The sequence below is a fragment of the Pseudomonas sp. MYb193 genome (assembly GCF_002966775.1).
GTDB lineage: Bacteria > Pseudomonadota > Gammaproteobacteria > Pseudomonadales > Pseudomonadaceae > Aquipseudomonas > Aquipseudomonas paracarnis.
This window is the reverse complement of the sequence record NZ_CP023269.1, coordinates 1,123,621-1,142,469: the sequence shown is the minus strand read 5'-3', so window position 1 is coordinate 1,142,469 and position 18,849 is coordinate 1,123,621. Positions and strand designations below refer to the sequence as shown.

17 protein-coding genes are annotated in these 18,849 nt (G+C 62.2%); 10 read left to right on the top strand and 7 right to left on the bottom strand.

Annotated elements, in window-relative coordinates:
• Positions 1 to 14: 14 nt before the first annotated feature.
• Positions 15 to 827 (top strand): SDR family oxidoreductase, encoded by an 813-nt coding sequence (locus CLM72_RS05295; RefSeq protein ID WP_105225817.1) that lies wholly within the window; start codon positions 15 to 17, stop codon positions 825 to 827.
• Here the strand turns inward: CLM72_RS05295 and CLM72_RS05290 are convergent.
• On the bottom strand, positions 824 to 1,681 hold the full coding sequence (locus CLM72_RS05290) for a LysR family transcriptional regulator (RefSeq protein ID WP_054919259.1): 858 nt from the start codon (positions 1,679 to 1,681) through the stop codon (positions 824 to 826). The two genes, CLM72_RS05295 and CLM72_RS05290, sit on opposite strands and share 4 nt — an antisense overlap.
• Before the next feature lie 111 nt (positions 1,682 to 1,792).
• Here CLM72_RS05290 and CLM72_RS05285 point away from each other — a divergent pair, with 111 nt between their 5' ends.
• Together CLM72_RS05285 and CLM72_RS05280 are read left to right on the top strand one after the other, a co-directional pair.
• The gene (locus CLM72_RS05285) at positions 1,793 to 2,980 is read left to right on the top strand and encodes an MFS transporter (protein WP_105225816.1); all 1,188 of its coding nucleotides are present in this window, start codon (positions 1,793 to 1,795) and stop codon (positions 2,978 to 2,980) included.
• On the top strand, positions 2,973 to 3,374 hold the full coding sequence (locus CLM72_RS05280; protein ID WP_034126358.1) for a hypothetical protein: 402 nt from the start codon (positions 2,973 to 2,975) through the stop codon (positions 3,372 to 3,374). The genes CLM72_RS05285 and CLM72_RS05280 overlap by 8 nt, the downstream gene beginning before the upstream one ends.
• 101 nt (positions 3,375 to 3,475) lie before the next feature.
• Here CLM72_RS05280 and CLM72_RS05275 read toward each other — a convergent pair whose 3' ends face one another.
• The 4 genes from CLM72_RS05275 to CLM72_RS05260 are packed head-to-tail and all read right to left on the bottom strand — an operon-like array spanning position 3,476 to position 8,236.
• Positions 3,476 to 4,336 (bottom strand): HlyD family secretion protein, encoded by an 861-nt coding sequence (locus tag CLM72_RS05275; RefSeq protein ID WP_105225815.1) that lies wholly within the window; start codon positions 4,334 to 4,336, stop codon positions 3,476 to 3,478.
• A 10-nt stretch (positions 4,337 to 4,346) separates the two neighbouring features.
• A complete protein-coding gene (locus CLM72_RS05270) occupies positions 4,347 to 4,547 on the bottom strand; it encodes a DUF1656 domain-containing protein (RefSeq protein WP_005784982.1) in 201 nt (66 codons plus the stop codon).
• Positions 4,537 to 6,714, bottom strand: a complete 2,178-nt coding sequence (locus CLM72_RS05265; RefSeq protein ID WP_105225814.1) for an FUSC family protein — start codon at positions 6,712 to 6,714, stop codon at positions 4,537 to 4,539. The genes CLM72_RS05270 and CLM72_RS05265 overlap by 11 nt, the downstream gene beginning before the upstream one ends.
• A gap of 10 nt (positions 6,715 to 6,724) precedes the next feature.
• Positions 6,725 to 8,236 (bottom strand): efflux transporter outer membrane subunit, encoded by a 1,512-nt coding sequence (locus CLM72_RS05260; RefSeq protein WP_105225813.1) that lies wholly within the window; start codon positions 8,234 to 8,236, stop codon positions 6,725 to 6,727.
• A gap of 181 nt (positions 8,237 to 8,417) precedes the next feature.
• On the opposite strand from CLM72_RS05260, the gene CLM72_RS05255 reads away from it, so the two are divergent.
• The 5 genes from CLM72_RS05255 to CLM72_RS05235 all read left to right on the top strand — a co-directional run bounded on the left by CLM72_RS05255 (position 8,418) and on the right by CLM72_RS05235 (position 12,933).
• The gene (locus tag CLM72_RS05255; protein WP_034126355.1) at positions 8,418 to 9,377 is read left to right on the top strand and encodes a LysR family transcriptional regulator; all 960 of its coding nucleotides are present in this window, start codon (positions 8,418 to 8,420) and stop codon (positions 9,375 to 9,377) included.
• Between the two features lie 144 nt (positions 9,378 to 9,521).
• Positions 9,522 to 10,496 (top strand): D-glycerate dehydrogenase, encoded by a 975-nt coding sequence (locus CLM72_RS05250; RefSeq protein WP_105225812.1) that lies wholly within the window; start codon positions 9,522 to 9,524, stop codon positions 10,494 to 10,496.
• Between the two features lie 196 nt (positions 10,497 to 10,692).
• On the top strand, positions 10,693 to 11,595 hold the full coding sequence (locus tag CLM72_RS05245) for a chemotaxis protein CheV (protein ID WP_014716988.1): 903 nt from the start codon (positions 10,693 to 10,695) through the stop codon (positions 11,593 to 11,595).
• A 3-nt stretch (positions 11,596 to 11,598) separates the two neighbouring features.
• Positions 11,599 to 12,081 carry a GNAT family N-acetyltransferase gene (locus CLM72_RS05240; RefSeq protein WP_105225811.1) on the top strand — a complete coding sequence of 161 codons (483 nt, stop codon included), beginning with the start codon at positions 11,599 to 11,601 and terminating at the stop codon, positions 12,079 to 12,081.
• A gap of 108 nt (positions 12,082 to 12,189) precedes the next feature.
• Positions 12,190 to 12,933: a YkgJ family cysteine cluster protein gene (locus CLM72_RS05235; protein WP_105225810.1), complete on the top strand. Its 744-nt coding sequence runs from the start codon at positions 12,190 to 12,192 to the stop codon at positions 12,931 to 12,933.
• A 261-nt stretch (positions 12,934 to 13,194) separates the two neighbouring features.
• Here the strand turns inward: CLM72_RS05235 and CLM72_RS05230 are convergent, their stop codons facing one another.
• Together CLM72_RS05230 and CLM72_RS05225 are read right to left on the bottom strand one after the other, a co-directional pair.
• Positions 13,195 to 13,977 (bottom strand): transporter substrate-binding domain-containing protein, encoded by a 783-nt coding sequence (locus CLM72_RS05230; RefSeq protein ID WP_034126351.1) that lies wholly within the window; start codon positions 13,975 to 13,977, stop codon positions 13,195 to 13,197.
• Between the two features lie 162 nt (positions 13,978 to 14,139).
• The gene (locus CLM72_RS05225) at positions 14,140 to 14,373 is read right to left on the bottom strand and encodes a hypothetical protein (RefSeq protein WP_105225809.1); all 234 of its coding nucleotides are present in this window, start codon (positions 14,371 to 14,373) and stop codon (positions 14,140 to 14,142) included.
• Between the two features lie 214 nt (positions 14,374 to 14,587).
• Here CLM72_RS05225 and CLM72_RS05220 point away from each other — a divergent pair, with 214 nt between their 5' ends.
• Both CLM72_RS05220 and CLM72_RS05215 read left to right on the top strand, forming a co-directional pair.
• Positions 14,588 to 15,754: an efflux RND transporter periplasmic adaptor subunit gene (locus CLM72_RS05220; protein WP_105225808.1), complete on the top strand. Its 1,167-nt coding sequence runs from the start codon at positions 14,588 to 14,590 to the stop codon at positions 15,752 to 15,754.
• Entirely contained in the window at positions 15,751 to 18,846 is a 3,096-nt protein-coding gene (locus CLM72_RS05215) for a multidrug efflux RND transporter permease subunit (protein WP_105225807.1), read from the top strand. Before CLM72_RS05220 ends, CLM72_RS05215 begins: the two co-directional genes overlap by 4 nt.
• Positions 18,847 to 18,849 lie beyond the last annotated feature (3 nt).

The window sequence follows — 18,849 nt, the reverse complement described above, 5'->3', positions numbered from 1 at the left end:
CAAAGGATGGACCCATGCCCAACGTACTGATCACCGGTTGCTCCAGCGGCATCGGCCGCGCCCTCGCCGACGCGTTCAAAGCCGCAGGCTTCGAGGTATGGGCCAGCGCCCGCCAACCCGATGACGTCGCCGCCCTCGCGGTCGCAGGCTTCAATGCTGTGCAGTTGGACGTCAATGACAGCGCCGCTTTACAACTTCTGGCCGAGCAATTGAGCGAGCTGGATGTACTGGTCAACAACGCCGGCTACGGCGCCATGGGCCCGTTGCTCGACGGCGGTACCGAGGCGATGCAACGCCAATTCGAAACCAATGTGTTTTCCATCGTCGGCGTGACCCAGGCGCTGTTTCCTGCCTTGCGTCGCAGCAGGGGCCTGGTGGTGAATATCGGCAGTGTTTCCGGCGTACTGGTGACGCCGTTCGCCGGCGCCTACTGCGCATCCAAAGCCGCCGTACATGCCTTGAGCGACGCCCTGCGCATGGAGCTGGCACCGTTTGGCGTGCGGGTGATGGAAGTGCAGCCCGGTGCGATCAATACAAGCTTTGCGAAGAATGCCGGCGCCCAGGCCGAGTTACTGATCCAGGAACAGTCGCCATGGTGGCCATTGCGCGACGGCATTCGTGCGCGCAGCCAAGCGTCCCAGGACAAGCCAACCCCGGCCAGTGAGTTTGCTGCAGACGTGCTCAAGGCGGTGCAGCAAGCGCAACCGCCGCGCCTGTTGCGTTCGGGTAACGGCAGCCGCGCGTTGCCGTTGATGGCGGCGCTGTTGCCCAAGGGGTTGTTGGAGAAGGTGCTGAAGAAGCGCTTTGGCTTGGGCGGTAGGCTCTAAGGCTTCATGAAATCAATAAACGCCCGCACCTTCAGCGGCAAATGCCGCGTGTCCGGATACATCGCGTAAACCCCTTGCGGCGCAAAGCGGTGGTCCGCCAACAGGCGCACCAAGCGTCCCGCGTCGACATCCCCCTGCACCAACCATTGCGGTAAAACCGCCACACCGTGGCCGCGCACCGCAAATGCCTGGAGGACCGCCGCGCTGTCGGCCACCAAGGCTGACGGGCCGGCTCGATAAGGGTGTTCGAGACCTGCCGGGTCGGTGACGCTCAGTTCGCTCAAGCGGCCGTGGCCCAGCCTGGGCAACTGCTCCAACTCAGCCAGGGTTTGAACTGCGGCAAACTGCGGCGCCGCGACGGCGAACACGTCGAATGTGGACAACTGCACGGCGCGGTGGTTGGAGTCCAGCAAGCGCCCCAGCCGAATCGCCACGTCAAAACGTTCGGAGATCAGATCGGCGTGGGTGGAGGATGTGGATAAGTGGATATTCAGGTCCGGGTGCAGGCGTCGAAAGGCTTCTACCGCCGGAGCAACTACAGCCAGGGCATATTCGACAGTGGTGGTGATACGCAGGGTGCCTTTGAGCTGGGCATGTTCACTGCGGGCTTCTTCTACCGCCAGGCGGGCCTCTTCAAGCATGCGCGTGCAGCGCAGGTAGAAGCGCTCACCCGCGTCGGTCAGTGCCAGTTGGCGGGTGTTGCGGGTCAGCAGGGTGACGCCGAGTTCCGCTTCCAGGCGCTTGAGGTTGAAGCTGACCACGGCGCGAGTCTGGCCCAGCAGGTCCGCGGCAGCGGTGAGCGAGCCGGCCTCGACCACGGCCTTGAAAGTGTCAAAACGGTCCAGGCTGACCATGGTGAACGCCCTCCTTTGTCAAAATAATTTTGACAAACTAGCAGGCAAACCAACGTATCCCAAACCCTGTCTGCGGCCTACCCTGCCGGCTTCACTCGCAGGAACGCGTTCATGACCTACCGCTCGAAAGTCGCCTGGATCTTTTTATTGGGTTTTGCCCTGGACCTGGTGAACATGTTTGTCGCCACCGTCGCCTACCCGGATATCGCTCGCGAATTGCAAGCCTCGGTCACCCAGTTGGCGTGGATCAGCAATGCCTACATGCTCGGGCTGACAGTGATCATTCCCTTGAGTGTGTGGTTGGCGGCGCTCATGGGCGAGCGCACCCTGATCGCTACCAGCCTGCTGCTGTTTGCCGGCGCATCGGTTATGGTCGGCCAAGCCGGCTCCATCGAAGCGTTGATAGCTTGGCGCGCCTTGCAGGGGCTCGGCGGCGGCTTACTGATTCCGGTGGGGCAAGCCATGGCTTACCGACACTTTCCCGCGGCCGAGCGCAGCCAATTGACAGCGCGGGTGATGTCGGTGGCGTTGCTGGTGCCAGCGCTGTCCCCGGCGTTGGGTGGGGTGATTGTCGACAGCCTGTCCTGGCGTTGGATTTTCTACGCCAACCTGCCTCTGGCGCTAGTGACCCTGCTGCTGGCGCTGCTGTGGATAAAACCCGATGTGCCTTTAACCGAGCGCCCGCCCCTGGACCTGGGCAGTGTGTTCAAACAAGCCGCCAGCCCGATGCTGCGCGTGGCAATGCTGGTTTACCTGTGTATTCCGGGGGTATTTATCGGCACCAGCCTGATCGCTATCCTCTACGTGCGTGGCCTGGAGTATGACGCCACCCAGACCGGCGCGCTCATGCTGCCGTGGGCACTGGCCTCGGCCGTGGCGATCTACCTGAGCAAGCGACTCTTCAATCGCTTTGGCCCCAAACCCTTGTTACTGGCCGGCATGGCGCTGCAATGCGGCGGTATCCTGCTGCTCAACGAGCCGACGCTGATTATTGCGGCCTACGTCTTGATGGGCCTGGGCGGCAGCTTGTGCAGCAGCACCGCACAAACCCTGGCCTTTCTGGATATTCCCGCCGAGCGCATGGGCCACGCCAGCGCGTTGTGGAACATGAACCGGCAAGTGAGCTTCTGCGTAGGCGCCGCCGTGCTCAGTGCAGTACTGTCGGCCTTGGATTCCTTCGCGATTACCTTCACGATGGCGGCAGCTCTGACCCTGTTGCCGCTTTTCGCAGTGTTGCGCCTGGATGCTTCCAGGATACGCACGCTGCTTCACCCTTGCAGCGAGCCCAAGCATGATTGACTACAGTGATTTTTTTGAAGAAGTGATCCAGACCCACGTCGAGATCGAACAATGGTTTGCCGGCGTTGCGCCTGAGGGCACGCTGGAAAACCTGCTGGCGCGCTTCTCACCCGAGTTCAGCATGGTGGCGCCCGCCACCGGTACGCGGGTCAACACGGCAGGGGTCAATGCCTTGTTCACGCGCCTGGGCGGGATGCGTCCGGGGTTGAAAATCACCTTGAGCGAAATGACCGGGATTGACCGCCATGCACGCGGCGCGACGGTCACGTATCGCGAGCATCAGATTGACGACAGTGGCACCCAGACCGACCGCCGCGCCACGGTGGTGTTCGAGAAACAGGCCAGTGGCGCGCTGCTGTGGCGGCACTTGCATGAAACCTTTATCAAAGCCTGACACGGTCAACTGTGGGAGCTGGCTTGCCTGCGATAGCGGTGTGTCAGCTACAAATACTTCAACTGACAGTCCGCTATCGCAGGCAAGCCAGCTCCCACAGTTTAGTTTTGTGTTGGGTTGACGATCACGGTGCAGGTAATCCCGGCCGCCAACAACACGCCCTCCGGCACTTCATCAATATGAATCCGCACCGGCACACGCTGGGCCAAGCGCACCCAGTTGAAGGTCGGGTTCACATCGGCGATCAGTTCACGGCTCTCGGGGTTGTCGCGGTCGTAGATGCCGCGCGAGATGCTTTCCACATGGCCCTTCAAGGTCTCGCCGCTCATCAATTGCATATCGGCGTTATCACCCACCTTCACATGGGGCAGTTTGGTTTCTTCGAAGAAGCCATAGACCCAGAACGAGTTCATATCCACCACGGCCATTTTCGCTTCGCCGATGCGCGCATAGTCGCCACGGTGCACGTTGAGGTTGGTGACATAACCGTCCACCGCCGCCAGCACTCGCGTGCGTTTCAAGTTGAGTTCGGCGGCCTCCAGTTGCGCCAGGGCGTGCTGATAATCGGCCAGGGCCGAGTCGGCGATGTTGCTGGCGTCGTCGCGGTTTTCCCTGGAGATCACCAGGGCGTCGAGGTCGGCGCGGCGGTGCGCGTTGACCTTGCGCATTTCCCAGGTGGCCTTGCGTGAGGCCACCAGCGATTGCGCTTGCTTGACGGCAATGCGGTAGTGCTCGGGGTCGATCTGCATCAGCAGGTCGCCTTTTTTCACCAACTGGTTATCGCGTACCGGTACGTTCACCACTTCGCCGGTGACGTCAGCCGCCACATTGATAATGTCGGCGCGCACGCGACCATCGCGGGTCCACGGCGTTTGCATGTAGTGCACCCACAACGTGCGGCCAATCCAGATCGCCAACGCCAGAACCAGCAAGGTGGCGAGCAGGCTGAAAAACTTTTTCATCGGGGCATTCTCAACGGTAGACGCTCAGCGCCAGGGCGCCGAACAGGCAAGCGAACAGGCTCAGGCGCAGCAGCGCCGGGTGCCAGAAGAAACGGTACAGGTCGAACCCGGCCAGGAAGCGATCAATCGCCCAGGCCAGCCCGGCTGCGATCAAGAACATCAGGGTCATGGTCGGCATATAGATGCCGTGGAATGCAATTTCACGAGGCATTCGGGGCTCCTTTGAGGGCGGCCAGAGGCGATTGCGGGTCGAGCAACGAGGTGCGAATAAAGTGCAGGTAGCTCTTCACACGGCGCAGGGCCGAGGTGTCGAAGTGCGGGGCGAAGGGTTCGTCGGTGGCCTGCACACGGCTGATCGCATGGTCGACGGCAATCAACCCGCGCTCCAGGTTGCTGGCGCTGGGTTGCAGGAACAGCCGCACCAGCGAGCGCCCCATCACGCGGATCGCCTGACGCCACGGCTGCGACTCGGCATACGCCGGGTGCACCGGCAAAATTGCCTGTTCCTTGCGCAGCTCGATGATCGCGTGGCCGACCTCCAGCACCACGAACATCCAGCGCAGCAAATCGCGCTGCACCTGCGGCTCGCCGGCCGCGAGGCCGTAGGCCTGGTGCAGCAGGTCGCGGGTGCGGCTTTCAAAGCTCGACGCCAGGCCCTTGAGCTTGCCGCTGATGGCATACACCACTTGCTCACGCAGGTCTTGCTCCAGGCGGCGCCACAACCAGCGGCTGTTGGGCGGCAGGATGATCGCGCCCGCCGCCGCGCACACCAGCATACCGATGACCATGGCGATGTAGTCGTTGATAAAGGTGTAGGGGTTGTAGACCGTGAGGTTATCCGGCACCGAGCCGGTGCTGAAAAATATCAACAGGCCCACGCCCACACCGGCGTATTGCGGGCGTGAAGACAGGAAGGCACCGAAGATGATCACCGGTGCGAGCATCACGCACAGCAATGGGAAACCGTCGATCCAGGGGAACACGAAGAACATTTCGACAAAGCCGACCAAGGCGCCGATCAAGGTGCCGCAGGCCATCTGGAACGCCATGCGCTTGGGGTTGGGCGTGGCAGCAGACAGGCCCACCGTGGCCGCCGCGATCAGGGTCATGGTGGCGCCGCTGGGCCAGGCCGTGGCCACCCAGTAACTGCCCAGCACAACCAGGATAAACGAGGCGCGCACCCCGGCAGCGGCACAGGCCAACCAGTTGGTCTTTGGCGTGTAGGCTTCGTGCCAATCCTCCCGTGCATGGCGATGCTCGGCCAGGGAGGCGTGGGTTTGCGCGTAGTTGTGCAGGTCGTCGACGAAGCGGTACAGCAGCTCGTAGGCCGTGTGGAAATCCAACTGCTCGGCGTCCGTCGGGTTGCCCTCCTGGAAGCTCGCCCGCAGGCTGCGCACCTTGGCGGGCAGGCCGTCCTTGTAGGCGCTCAGTTGGTCGACCAGGCGCGCGGCATCGGGGCTGGTGAGGGCGCGACCAGAGAAGCTGTCGAGCACTTCGGCCAGGTCTTGCAGGCCGGGTTTGATCGCTGCCACCACATGGTCTGCCTCATCGGCGCGCAAGCGTTCGAGCAATTGGTGCAAGGCGTTGAAGCGTGTGGTGATGCTCATGAATTCGCTGTTGAGGCGACTGAGCCGCCCGTTGCGCCGACGCATGTGCGGGTCTTCGAACACGGTGACGCTACGCAAGCCTTCCAGGCCCACGGCTTCGGCAATAAAGCGCACGTTGCTGGCCTCGAAGCCTTCGCGCTGGCTGCGCCCGCGCAGGCCATCGGTCACGAACAGCGCGAACACACCGAAGCGCTGGTACAGCGCGTTGCGCATGGCGGCGCTGGAGGTCTGCGGCAGGATGGCGGCGCTGACCAGTGTCGAACACAGTATCCCCAGGGAAATTTCCAACACCCGCCACACCGCCGCCATGAAGGCGCCGTCCGGGTGGGCCAGGGCCGGCAGGCCGACCATCGCCGCGGTGTAGCCGGCGAGCACGAACCCATAGGCGCGAAAGTTACGATTGCGCGTGGCACCGGCGGTGCAAATGCCGACCCAGATCGCCAGCGCACCCAGGAACAGTTCGGTGTTCTGCGCAAACAAGGCGATCAACAGCACCATCACCGCCGAGCCTGCCAAGGTCCCTAGGAAACGGTAGAAACTTTTGGCGAACACCTGGCCGCTCTGGGGCTGCATCACGATAAATACGGTGATCATCGCCGTGCGCGGTTGCGGCAGTTCCAGGCGCATGGCCAGCCACAGCGTCAGGAACGCAGCGACCAGCACTTTGAAGATATACACCCAGGTCACGCCATCACTGCGTGCCCAGTCGAAGAAACCACGGCGCCACTCAAGGGAATGCAGCCAGCGCAGCGGTGCAGGCAAGGGAGTCATCAAGGCCTACTCAGTGATCAAACACGGCGAGCGCCGCCGGAGTCTTGCTTGGGAGTGTCTTGGTAGCCGAGGGCACATCGTCGCCAGCACCGAGGCCGCCGCCCAAGGCGGTCACCAGCTCGGCATGGGCGCTCAGGCGTGCCGCCTGCACCTGTTGTTCGATCTGCTGCTGGCGAAACAACAAGGTTTGGGCGTTGAGCACGTTGAGATAGTCAGTGAGGCCACGTTGATAGGCGACCATGGCGATGTCGTAGGTTTTCTGCGCCGAGGCCACCGACTGCGCGGCGAAGGCCGACTGTTTGTCCATGGACTCGCGGCGGATCAACTGGTCGCTGATGCCCTTGAGCGCATTGACCAGGGTCTGGTTGTACTGGGCCACCGCGATGTCGTAGCCGGCACTGGCTTCACCCAATTGCGCACGCAGGCGGCCGCCGTCGAAGATCGGCAAGGTGATCGCCGGGCCGACGTTGTAGTTGAATTTTTTGCCGGCCAGGAATTCCAGCATGCCGCCGCCAGTGGCCATGTAGCCAAGGCTGCCGACCAGGTCGACGTTGGGATAGAAGCCTGCATGAGCCACATCGATACCCCGTGCCTGGGCTGCTACCTGCCAGCGGCTGGCAACCACATCCGGGCGTTGGCCGAGCAATTGCGCCGGCAGGCTGGAGGGCAATTTCAACGGCGCGGCGAGGGCCAGGGTCGGGCGCTGCAACTTCGCGCCCTCCCCCGGACCTTTGCCGGCCAACGCCGCCAGTTGGTTACGGCTCAGGGCGATTTCCTCGTCCAGGGCATCCAGCTGGCGATGGGTTTCCGGCAGCGGGGTTTCGGCCTGGCTGACGTCAAAGTGAGTGCCGATCCCGGCGGCCAGCCGTTTGTTGGCCAGGTCCAGGATCTGCTGTTGCTGGGCCAGGGTAGCGGCCGCGATGTCACGGTTGGCGTACTGCAACGACAGCTGGATATAGGCGCGCACCACGTTGTTTTGCAGTTCGAGTTGGGCCAGGCGCGCTTCGGCGGCGCTCATGTGCGCCAGGTCGACCGCACGTTCGGTCGTGTTGCTTTCCAGGCCCCAGAGGTCGAGGGCGTAGCTCAGGCCCAGGGACGAATTGTTGTCCCAGGTGTTGGCGCCGCTCAATTCGCCAGGACCGTAGAACTGATCCTTCGGCCAGTTGTGGCGCTTGAGGGTGGTGTCACTGTTGATCTGCAGCGACTCGGCCGACTCGGCCACCCCGGCCAGCGCTCGGGCTTGCCGTACACGGGCGGCGGCCACGGCCAGGCTGGGGCTGTTGCGGGTGGCGAGTTCGACCCAACGGTTGAGCTGCGGGTCGCCGTAGGCCTGCCACCATTGGGCGGTAGGCCAGTGGGCGTCGCGGGCGGCGCTCTGGATCGCGGCGTCGGTGGCCAGGCTATTGGCGTTGATCGCCTGGCCCTGCGGGGCGATTCCTCCGGTTCCGATGCAACCGCTGATGACTGACGTTAAGGCCCAAACACTGAGAGTCTTCAGCTCTCTGCTGATGCGACGCGGCACGGCAAGCGAATTCCTGAGAGGGTGTTGCGGGAGAGGTGGCGCAATTCTAGGCGGCGCCAGGGAGGACGATAAGCTGGCATTCCTGTGAATCTTTGTTACCGTTCAGGCGATAATCCGTTGGTAGGGATCACTGAAAGCGTAACTTTCTGTCACAATTTGCTATCTCCCTTGAGAACACTCCATGGACACTTTGCAAAACATGCGCGCCTTCAGTTGCGTGGCCGAAGCCGGCAGCTTCACCGCCGCCGCCGTGCAACTGGACACCACCACGGCCAACGTCTCGCGCGCGGTCTCCAACCTTGAGGCCCACCTGCAAACCCGCTTGCTCAACCGCACCACCCGGCGCATCGCGCTGACCGAGGCCGGCAAACGCTATTTGCTGCGCTGCGAGCAGATCCTCGCCTATGTCGAGGAGGCCGAGGCCGAAGCCAGTGACGCCCATGCGCGCCCGGCCGGGCAGTTGAAAGTGCACACCATGACCGGCATCGGCCAGCATTTCGTTATTGACGCCATTGCCCGCTATCGCCGCACCCATCCCGACGTGACCTTCGACCTGACCCTGGCCAACCGCGTGCCGGATTTGCTCGACGAGGGCTACGACGTGTCCATCGTGCTGGCCAGCGAACTGCCGGACTCAGGTTTCGTTTCCCAGCGCCTGGGCATCACCTACAGCATCGCCTGCGCCTCGCCGGACTACGTCAAGGCCAAGGGCTGCGCACAGCGGCCCCAGGACTTGCTCAACCATGCGTGCCTGCGCCTGGTCAGCCCGGTGGTCCAGCTGGACAAATGGACCTTCAACGGCCCTGAAGGCCAGGAAAGCGTGGCGATCAACAGCTCGCCCTTCCTGGTGAACTCGGCCGATGCGATGAAAACCGCGATCACCAGCGGCATGGGCGTCGGCCTGCTGCCGGTGTACGCCGCGATCGAAGGGCTACGCAACGGCACACTGGTGCGGGTGATGCCGACCTACCGTTCCCAGGAGCTGAACCTGTACGCCATCTACCCCTCGCGCCAATACCTGGATGCAAAGATCAAAACCTGGGTGGAATACCTGCGCGGTTCGTTGCCGGAAATTCTCGCGGCGCACCAGGCGGAGTTGGTGGCGTATGAGTTGAGCGGTGGTGTGCGGATGGCGAACTGATTTTGAAATGCTGCTTCCCACCCCCTATAAACTCATTGGGGGAGCTGGCTTGCCTGCGATGACGGTGGATCAGCCAACACAACAGTGGCTGACACACCGTCATCGCAGACAAGCCAGCTCCCACATGTTGAGTGGAGTTCTGCCATGAAAAAGACTGTCCTGGCCTTCAGCCGTATCACCCCACCGATGATCGAACGCCTGCAACAGAATTTCGAGGTGATCGTGCCCACCCCCAAGTTGGGTGACATCAACGCACAGTTCAACGAAGCCCTGCCCCATGCCCATGGCTTGATCGGCGTGGGCCGCAAGCTGGGCCGCGAGCAGCTTGAAAGCGCGAGCAAGCTGGAGGTGGTGTCCAGCGTGTCGGTGGGCTACGACAACTACGACGTGCCGTACTTCAACGAGCGCGGGATCCTGCTCACCAACACCCCCGATGTGCTCACCGAGAGCACTGCCGACCTGGCCTTTGCGTTGCTGATGAGCAGCGCACGCCGCGTGGCCGAACTGGATGCCTGGACCAAGGCCGGCCAATGGAAAGCCAGCGTGGGCGCGCCTTTGTTTGGTTGCGATGTGCACGGCAAGACCCTGGGCATCGTCGGCATGGGCAATATCGGCGCGGCCGTGGCCCGGCGTGGGCGCCTGGGCTTCAATATGCCGATCCTTTACAGCGGCAATAGCCGCAAGACCGCGCTGGAGCAGGAACTGGGCGCGCAGTTTCGCAGCCTGGAGCAGTTGCTGGCCGAGGCGGATTTCGTCTGCCTGGTGGTGCCGTTGAGCGACAAGACCCATCACCTGATCAGCACCCGGGAGCTGGGGTTGATGAAGTCCAGCGCGATCCTGATCAATATCTCCCGTGGGCCAGTGGTAGATGAGCCTGCGCTGGTCGAAGCCCTGCAAACCCAGCGCATTCGTGGTGCCGGGCTGGATGTGTACGAAAAGGAACCGCTGGCTGAATCGCCGTTGTTCCAACTGAGCAATGCGGTGACCCTGCCGCATATTGGTTCGGCCACCGGTGAAACCCGCGAAGCCATGGCCAACCGCGCCGTGGACAACCTGCGCAGCGCCCTGCTGGGCCAACGCCCGCAGGATCTGGTGAACCCACAGGCCTGGAAGGGCTGATACTGGACTTTATGTGGGAGCTGGCTTGCCTGCGATAGCGGTACATCTGTCACTCAATAGCTGACTGACAGATTGGTATCGCAGGCAAGCCAGCTCCCACATAAACAGTGCCCGACACAAAAATCCGGTTAAAGCCCAGGCCAGCCAAGTCGATAACTCTCTATAGATCGTCATCCCTGATCCACAGAAGGTTTTTATGTCCACCACCAAAGCCCGCGCAGACTCACTCTCGCTTCTGCTCTTTACCTTGCGCAGCGGCAAGCTGATGGCCATCAACCTGTTGAAAGTCAGTGAGATCATCCCCTGCCCGCCGTTGACCAAGCTGCCGGAGTCCCACCCGCACGTCAAAGGCATCGCCACCTTGCGCGGCGCTTCGTTGTCGGTGATCGACTTGAGCCGCGCCCTGGGTGAAATGCCCTTGCAAGACCCGGATGGCGGCTGCCTGATCGTCACCGATGTCAGCCGTTCCAAACAGGGCCTGCACGTGCAGGCGGTGAGCAAGATCGTGCATTGCCTGACCACCGATATCCGCCCGCCTCCCTACGGCTCCGGCGGCAATCGGGCGTTTATCACCGGCGTTACCCAAGTGGAAGGTGGCCTGGTGCAGGTGCTGGATATCGAGAAAGTCATCCATGGCATCGCCCCGGCACCGATTGAAGCGGCGCCGACCGACCTGACCATGGAAGAAGCCGAAGTGCTGGGCAACGCCCGCATCCTGGTGGTGGACGACAGCCAGGTGGCTTTGCAGCAATCGGTCCACACCCTGCGCAACCTCGGCCTTACCTGCCACACCGCCCGCAGCGCCAAGGAAGCCATCGACGTGTTGCTGGAGCTGCAAGGCACGGTTGAACAGATCAACGTGGTGGTGTCGGACATCGAGATGTCTGAGATGGACGGCTACGCCCTCACCCGCACCCTGCGCGAAACCCCGGATTTCAAGGATCTCTACGTGCTGTTGCACACCTCCCTGGACAGCGCGATGAACAGCGAAAAAGCACGCCTGGCCGGTGCCGACTCAGTACTCACCAAATTCTCATCCCCAGAATTGACCAAATGCCTGGTCGTCGCCGCACAAACCGTGGCGCAAAAGGGCCTGTAAGCCTTGGGCGAGTATTACCAGCTGCTGCGTCGCGACCTCACCGGCAGCCTGCCCGCCCCGCAGTGGCCAGCGGATACCCGACTGGATCATTATCGCGATGAACTGGCCCCGGCGATCCATGCCGTGCTGCGCATGACCCAGGACCAGGGCGGTGGCCGTGTCGGCCACCTGGATGAGTGGCGCCAGCAGTTCGTCACCGATGCCGAGTACGACCCGACGCTGTGCCTGGTGGCCAGTAACCACGACGGTGTTCTCGCAGTGGCCCAATGCTGGACCAGCGCCTTTATCAAGAACCTGGCCGTACACCCCTGCGCCCAAGGCCAAGGACTGGGCCGCGCCTTGCTGCTGCACAGCTTCCAGGTATTCAAGCAGCGCGGTGAACCCTATGTGGACCTCAAGGTGCTGGAGAGCAACCTGCGCGCCCGGCAACTGTATGAAAGTGCGGGCATGCGATTTGTGCTGCGCGACATCGTATCCCAGGGCTGATCCTCACTGGCGCATAACTTGCTTCCAGAGCCCCTGAGCGGTAGATAGAGGTAAAAACCCGTCACCCCTCAAGCGTGCCCTCTGACCTTGCCTGGTGACAGATCCGCCATGAACACACACTTTTCCTGCGTCGGTTGCGGTAAATGCTGCAGCGACCATCATGTGCCCCTGACCCTCGAAGAAGCCCGCAGCTGGGCGGCGGACGGCGGTAACGTCATCGTTCTGGTGGAGGGCTTTCTGGGTAACGGCCTGGGCCTGCCCCTGCAACAACGGGAACATGCCGAGCGCCGCTCAGTGGTCGTGCCCAGCGGCAATACCGAGGCGTTTGTGGCAATTACCTTTGCCGCCTACAACGCCGGACGCTGCCGGAATCTTGACGAAGACAACCGCTGCCGCATCTACGAACGGCGCCCGCTGGTGTGCCGCATCTACCCGATGGAGATCAACCCGCATATCCCACTGAACCCAAGCGCCAAGGACTGCCCGCCGGAATCCTGGGAGCAAGGCCCTGCGCTGATCGTCGGTGGTGAGTTGATGGATGCGCAACTGGCCGAACTGATTCGCCGTTCACGCCAGGCCGACCGTGATGACGTGCAGACCAAAGAAGCGGTGTGCGCGTTGCTTGGCATTCGCACGACCGCACTCAAGGGCGACGGGTTTACCGCGTACCTGCCGGACATGCAGGCGTTTGCCCAGGCCATTGAACAGGCGGTTGAACAGCCGGTAATGGCCAACGAATGGGTGTTTCATGTGTCCGGGATGGACATCGCTGAACAGGTGCTGGATGCCGGGGCGCGCATTGCCACTGAGGTGCCGGCCAATTATGCGTTTATCTCGTTGAGGGCGGCTTAGGCTACTACGGCCTTATTTTGGCGTAGGTATCTACTCAACTTCAGCGCGACGCTGGACCTGTGGCGAGGGAGCTTGCTCCCGCGACGGCCTACCATTCGACGAAAATTTCCCTGACGCCCCTCGATCCAACTGTGGGGCGTCAGCTAGATAGTCGCAGGCTGTCAGGCCGTCATCGCAGCAAGCCAGCTCCCACATTTGGAGCTCGGAGTGTCAGGTAGATAGGCGCCTCTCGGGAGCAGAGTTGCACTCACACAATAGCGCTCATGGATGGGCAGGCAACACATCGAGGCGATAGGGCTGGAGGATGCGTTGGTATTCGCCATTGTGCATCAGTTGCTCAAACGCGTGATTAAGCTCATTACGCAACGCGGTATCGGTTTTTCGCACCGCAATCGCCACGCTATTACCCAGCAGACCAGACGACACAGGCGGCCCCATGAAATTGAAGTCCAAGCCCTGGGGCGTGTCTAGCAGGGCCTCTCGGATCTCCACGGCGCCTTGAAGGGTCGCGTCAATATCGCCCGAAACCAGGCTCTGCACCAGTTGGTCGTTGAGCCAGAAACTCCTGATGATTACCCCTGCCGGCGCCCACTGCGACAGGGCAAAGGCTTCCCGATTACTGCGCACCAGCACCCCGACACGCTTGCCCCTGAGCGACCGTCGATTAGGGCGCAGGCCCGAGGTTTTACGCGCCACCAGCCGAGTGGTGATCGGGTAGAGATCACGGGTGAAACTCACCCGTCGCCGTCGACTGCAGGTGGGCGCCATGCCCATGATCGCGTCGAACTGCCTGGCCTCAAGAGCGGGGAAATTTTCCATGACGATCTGGTCAACCCAGGTACAGCGCACGTTGAGCTGCTCGCACAGGGCATTGCCCAGTTCGATGTTCAGCCCCACCAATTGCCCTTGAGAATTGCGGCTTTGAAAAGGCGGAAAATGCGCGGCGACGGCGAAACGGATTTCACGCCGCGGTTGAACGTCGGCGGCAACGACACTTGTCGAGAGCAAGAGGGCAAGCACCGCACAAAGGTGTATCAGGGCCACGGGAATGTCCTTTTCCGGAAAGCTGACTCACCACGCCCCGATGAGCGTCATCGGGACGAAGCAAACGCTGTGCAAGCTTTCAAGAATCGGTCGCAGACCTACAAGCAGAAATGTCCACGGGCGATGTAGGCAACTGCCTATAACGCACGCAACGCTTTAATCTCAGCGTTTACCCATGGAGCGGCGAGTGCCCGGAGGCGCCATGCCTGGCGTCTTGGTATGGCCGTTCTTGGCGCCGCCTTTGTACCAGGGCTGGCTGGCATTCTTGGCGCCAGCCAGCTCACCCGGTTTGAAGGGGAACTTGAACGCCGGGATCTCGGCTTTTTCAACGCCGTCGGCGGTGGCCGAATCGACGGGGTCAGCCGCGTCGACAGGGGGTTGGGTTGGGGAAGTCATAAGGGCTCCGGCGCAGCTATAGGTGTAAAAGCGCCAGTATACGGGGGCAAAGCGGCGAGCGGTAAGCTTCAAGCCACAAGTAAAAAGCGCTAGCTGTCGCGGCTGTCAGTTTGGCGTCACCGTGCTGACCGCATTACCGGGCTATAAAGCAGCTACCCAACCTTCAACTGGCAGCTTGCAGCTTAAAACGTGCAACTGCGCCCCGGCGCCTCCCATGCAGATAAAACGAAACACGGCCCTGATGGTGGGCATCCTCTTGGTATTGGCGGTGGCCGCCTGGGCAGTAACACGGCCTGCCAAGCCCCGCCTGGCAGCGCCCACGGCGATCCCGGTACGGGTGGTGAACGTCGCGCAACAGGACGTTCCCAGGTTTGTCAGCGGCATAGGCTCAGTGCTGTCGTTGCACAGCGTGGTGATTCGCCCGCAAATCGACGGCATCCTCACACAACTGCTGGTCAAGGAAGGCCAATCAGTGAAAGCGGGCGATCTGCTGGCCACCATCGACGACCGCTCGATCCGCGCCAGCCTCGACCAGGCCAAGGCGCAATTGGGTGAAAGCCAGGCACAGTTGCAAGTGGCGTTGGTCAATCTCAAGCGTTACAAGGCGCTGAGCATCGACGACGGTGTGTCGAAACAGACCTATGACCAGCAACAGGCACTGGTCAACCAGCTCAAGGCCACGGTGCAGGGCAATCAGGCGGCCATTGATGCGGCTCAAGTACAACTTTCCTATACCCAGATTCGCTCCCCGGTCAGCGGCCGCGTGGGCATCCGCAACGTGGACGAAGGCAACTTCCTGCGCATGAGCGACACCCAGGGGCTGTTTACCGTCACCCAACTCGACCCGATTGCCGTTGAGTTCTCGCTGCCACAGCAGATGCTGCCAACCTTGCAGGGCCTGATCGCCGCCCCCACCCGGGCCACCGTCGACGCCTACCTGGGCGCCGACACCGATGGCCAGACCGGCGACCTGCTGGGCGAAGGCCACCTGAGCCTGATCGACAACCAAATCAGTTCCACCACCGGCACCCTGCGGGCCAAGGCCGAGTTCAGCAACCCGGCGCATAAGCTATGGCCGGGACAACTGGTGACCATCAAAATCCAGACGGCCCTCGACAAGAACGCCCTGGTGGTACCGCCGACCGTGGTGCAGCGCGGGCTGGACTCACATTTCGTGTACCGCGTAAGCGCTGAAAAAGTCGAGGTGGTGCCGGTGCAGGTCGCTTACCAGAACAGCGACATCAATATCATCAAAGGCGTGCAGGCCGGCGATGTGCTGGTCAGCGATGGGCAATCTCGGCTCAAGGCCGGTGCGCAGGTGGAGGTGCTCAAGGAGCCGCCACAAGTGATCCACACCGCCGACGCCCAGGTGCAGCCATGAGCGCAAGCCGGTCGCCCTCGGCCTGGTGCGTTGATCACCCGGTCGCCACCCTGCTGTTGACCTTCGCAATGGTGTTGCTGGGGATTATTGCCTTCCCGAACCTGGCCGTCGCGCCACTGCCGGAAGCGGAATTCCCGACCATCCAGGTCACCGCGCAACTGCCCGGCGCCAGCCCGGACACCATGGCCTCATCGGTGGCCACGCCCCTGGAGGTGCAGTTCAGCGCCATCCCCGGCATGACCCAGATGACCTCCAGCAGCGCCTTGGGCTCCAGCCTCTTGACCCTGCAGTTCACCCTGGAAAAAAGCATCGACACCGCCGCCCAGGAAGTCCAGGCCGCGATCAACACCGCATCCGGCAAGCTGCCCAGCGACATGCCGAGCTTGCCTACCTGGAGGAAGGTCAACCCGGCAGACAGCCCGGTGTTGATCCTCAGCGTCAGCTCCAGCAGCATGCCCAGCACTGAGCTGAGCGACTACGTGGAAACCCTGCTGGCGCGCCAGATCAGCCAGATCGACGGCGTCGGCCAGATCAACATCACCGGCCAGCAACGCCCGGCGATTCGCGTGCAGGCGTCCCCAGACAAGCTCGCGGCCATCGGCCTGACGCTCGCCGATATACGCCTGGTCATCCAGCAGTCGAGCCTCAACCTGGCCAAGGGCGCGATCTATGGCGAAAACAGCGTGTCCACCCTGTCGACCAACGACCAGCTGTTTCACCCTGAGGAATACGGCCAACTGATCGTTTCCTACAAGAACGGTGCGCCAGTTCAACTGCGCGATATCGCCAACGTCGTCAACGGCTCGGAAAACGCCTACGTACAAGCCTGGTCCGGCGATACGCCTGGGGTGAACCTGGTGATTTCGCGCCAGCCCGGCGCCAACATCGTCGACACCGTCGACCGCATTCAAGCCGAACTGCCGCGTCTGCAAGGCATGTTGCCGGCCTCGGTGCAGGTCAGCGTGTTGACCGATCGCACCAAGACTATCCGCGCCTCACTGCATGAAGTGGAAATGACCCTGCTGATCGCCATCCTGCTGGTGGTGGCGGTGATGGCGTTGTTCCTGCGTCAACTGTCGGCGACGCTGATTGTGTCTGCGGTGCTGGGTGTCTCGCTGGTGGCCAGTTTCGCCCTGATGTATGTGATGGGGTTCAGCCTGAACAACCTGACCCTGGTGGCCATCGTGATCGCCGTGGGCTTTGTGGTGGACGATGCGATTGTGGTGGTGGAGAACATCCATCGGCACCTGGAGGCTGGCCTGGGCAAGCGCGAAGCAGCGATCAAGGGCTCGGGTGAAATTGGCTTTACCGTGGTGTCCATCAGCTTCTCGCTGGTGGCGGCGTTTATTCCGCTGCTGTTCATGGGCGGGGTGGTCGGTCGGTTGTTCAAGGAGTTTGCGTTGACGGCCACCGCGACCATTCTGATTTCAGTGGTGGTTTCGCTGACATTGGCACCGACGCTGGCCGCCTTGTTCATGCGTGCCCCTACCCACCCTGCCCACGCCAAACCCAGCTTCAGCGAACGCCTGCTGGCCGGCTATGCGCGCAACCTGCGCCGTGCCCTGGCGCACCAACGCAGCATGGCCGCGACCTTCGTGGTAACCCTGGCCCTGGCGGTGGTCGGCTATGTGTTCATTCCCAAGGGATTCTTCCCGGTGCAGGACACCGGTTTCGTGCTCGGCACCAGCGAAGCGGCGGCCGATGTGTCGTACAAGGACATGGTCGCCAAGCACAAGGCCCTGGCCGAGATCGTCAAGGCCGACCCGGCGGTGCAGGCGTTTTCCCATTCAGTGGGCGTTACCGGCAGCAACCAGACCATCGCCAACGGCCGCTTCTGGATCGCCTTGAAAGACCGCAGTGAGCGCGATGTGTCCGCCAGCCAGTTCATCGACCGCATCCGCCCGCAGCTGGCGAAGGTGCCGGGCATCGTGCTGTACCTGCGCGCCGGCCAGGACATCAACCTGAGCTCCGGCCCCAGCCGCGCCCAGTACCAATACGTGCTCAAGAGCAACGACGGCCCGACGCTGAACATCTGGACCCAACGCCTCACCGAAAAACTGCGCGCCAACCCGGCGTTTCGCGACCTGTCCAACGACCTGCAACTGGGCGGCAGCATCACCCATATCAGCATCGACCGCCAGGCCGCCGCGCGCTTCGGGCTGACCGCCACCGATGTCGACCAAGCGTTGTACGACGCCTTCGGCCAGCGCCAGATCAACGAGTTCCAGACCGAGATCAACCAGTATCAAGTGATACTTGAACTGGACAGCCAACAGCGCGGCAAGGCCGAAAGCCTCGACTATTTTTACCTGCGCTCGCCATTGACCAATGAAATGGTGCCGCTGTCGGCCTTGGCCAAAGTCGACCCGCCCACAGTCGGGCCGTTGTCCATCAGCCATGACGGCATGTTCCCCGCCGCCAACCTGTCATTCAATCTCGCGCCCGGCGTGGCGCTGGGCGACGCAGTGATCATGCTCGACCAGGCCAAAAACGAAATCGGGATGCCGAGCACAATCATCGGCAACTTCCAGGGTGCGGCCCAGGCGTTCCAGAGCTCGCTGGCCAGCCAACCCTGGCTGATCCTCGCGGCGCTGGTAGCGGTCTACATTATCCTGGGTGTGCTGTATGAGAGTTTTGTGCACCCGCTGACGATCATTTCCACCCTGCCCTCGGCGGGCCTCGGTGCGCTGATCATGCTGTGGCTGCTGGGCCAGGACTTTTCGATCATGGCCTTGATCGGCCTGGTGCTGCTGATCGGCATCGTGAAAAAAAACGGTATCTTGATGATCGACTTCGCCCTGGAGGCGCAGCGGGTACGCGGGCTGTCACCCGAAGATGCGATTTATGAAGCCTGCGTCACGCGGTTCCGGCCGATCATCATGACCACCCTTGCTGCGTTGCTCGGTGCGGTGCCGTTGATGCTCGGCGCAGGCCCTGGGGCGGAACTGCGCCAGCCGCTGGGCATCGCGGTGGTGGGCGGCTTGTTGGTGAGCCAGGCGCTGACGCTGTTCACCACTCCGGTCATATACTTGTACCTCGAACGGCTTTTCCACAGGCCCAAACCAGCGCTTGCGCTGGCGACCACACACTGAGGC

Excerpts from the sequence above, each read along its gene's own strand:
- CLM72_RS05295 (WP_105225817.1), top strand. The coding sequence starts at position 15 with ATGCCCAACGTACTGATCACCGGTTGCTCCAGCGGCATCGGCCGCGCC.
- CLM72_RS05290 (WP_054919259.1), bottom strand. The coding sequence starts at position 1,681 with ATGGTCAGCCTGGACCGTTTTGACACTTTCAAGGCCGTGGTCGAGGCC.
- CLM72_RS05285 (WP_105225816.1), top strand. The coding sequence starts at position 1,793 with ATGACCTACCGCTCGAAAGTCGCCTGGATCTTTTTATTGGGTTTTGCC.
- CLM72_RS05280 (WP_034126358.1), top strand. The coding sequence starts at position 2,973 with ATGATTGACTACAGTGATTTTTTTGAAGAAGTGATCCAGACCCACGTC.
- CLM72_RS05275 (WP_105225815.1), bottom strand. The coding sequence starts at position 4,336 with ATGAAAAAGTTTTTCAGCCTGCTCGCCACCTTGCTGGTTCTGGCGTTG.
- CLM72_RS05270 (WP_005784982.1), bottom strand. The coding sequence starts at position 4,547 with ATGCCTCGTGAAATTGCATTCCACGGCATCTATATGCCGACCATGACC.
- CLM72_RS05265 (WP_105225814.1), bottom strand. The coding sequence starts at position 6,714 with ATGACTCCCTTGCCTGCACCGCTGCGCTGGCTGCATTCCCTTGAGTGG.
- CLM72_RS05255 (WP_034126355.1), top strand. The coding sequence starts at position 8,418 with ATGGACACTTTGCAAAACATGCGCGCCTTCAGTTGCGTGGCCGAAGCC.
- CLM72_RS05250 (WP_105225812.1), top strand. The coding sequence starts at position 9,522 with ATGAAAAAGACTGTCCTGGCCTTCAGCCGTATCACCCCACCGATGATC.
- CLM72_RS05245 (WP_014716988.1), top strand. The coding sequence starts at position 10,693 with ATGTCCACCACCAAAGCCCGCGCAGACTCACTCTCGCTTCTGCTCTTT.
- CLM72_RS05235 (WP_105225810.1), top strand. The coding sequence starts at position 12,190 with ATGAACACACACTTTTCCTGCGTCGGTTGCGGTAAATGCTGCAGCGAC.
- CLM72_RS05225 (WP_105225809.1), bottom strand. The coding sequence starts at position 14,373 with ATGACTTCCCCAACCCAACCCCCTGTCGACGCGGCTGACCCCGTCGAT.
- CLM72_RS05220 (WP_105225808.1), top strand. The coding sequence starts at position 14,588 with ATGCAGATAAAACGAAACACGGCCCTGATGGTGGGCATCCTCTTGGTA.
- CLM72_RS05215 (WP_105225807.1), top strand. The coding sequence starts at position 15,751 with ATGAGCGCAAGCCGGTCGCCCTCGGCCTGGTGCGTTGATCACCCGGTC.